This window comes from Nocardia higoensis NBRC 100133 (assembly GCF_000308595.1).
Lineage (GTDB): Bacteria > Actinomycetota > Actinomycetes > Mycobacteriales > Mycobacteriaceae > Nocardia > Nocardia higoensis.
In genome coordinates this window covers 1-538 of record NZ_BAGA01000146.1, presented here as the reverse complement: position 1 = coordinate 538, position 538 = coordinate 1, and the positions used below count along the sequence as shown (strand labels likewise).

General features: G+C 73.4%; 2 protein-coding genes. Both read left to right on the top strand.

Annotated features, from left to right (window positions below; genetic code table 11):
* Window positions 1–12: 12 nt before the first annotated feature.
* Window positions 13–111 (top strand): LamB/YcsF family protein, encoded by a 99-nt coding sequence (locus ON26_RS33660; protein WP_444543704.1) that lies wholly within the window; start codon window positions 13–15, stop codon window positions 109–111.
* A gap of 52 nt (window positions 112–163) precedes the next feature.
* Window positions 164–538 (top strand): 5-oxoprolinase subunit B family protein (locus ON26_RS33655; RefSeq protein WP_040800285.1); only part of this gene is annotated, 375 nt, incomplete at its 3' end.

The window sequence follows — 538 nt, the reverse complement described above, 5'->3', positions numbered from 1 at the left end:
CGTGCGCGGAGTCTGTGCGTGCACGGTGACACGCCGGCTGCGGTGGAGATGGCCCGCCGGATCCGCGCCGCGCTCGCCGAGGTCGGTGTATCCGTCGAGGCGTTCGCATGAACAGCCGCATCGCCGAGCACGGACGCACGACGCTGTCGACCGGGGCGCGACCGTGGTGACGGAACCGGGCAACGCCTGCGGACGGGTGCGGTTCCTGGCCGCGGGCGATCGCGCGTGGCTGATCGAGCCGGGCCCGGCGGTGAGCGCCGCCGATGTCGCTGCCGCGCTGCGGAATGCGCGGATCATCGGTGTCGAGGACATCCTGCCCGCTGCCGAGAACGTCCTGGTGACCGTCGTGTCGCCGGACGCCGCCGAACCTGTCCGCCGCGCGGCTCGCGACCTGCTGCACGCGCCGAGCGCGCCACGCCACGCCACCGGGGGCGGGATGGCCGCGTTGTCGAGGGCCGATGTTTCCCGTGGAACAGCGCCGAACGGCGCCCAGGCCACCGATCGGAGCCCGGTGATCATTCCGGTCCACTACGACGGC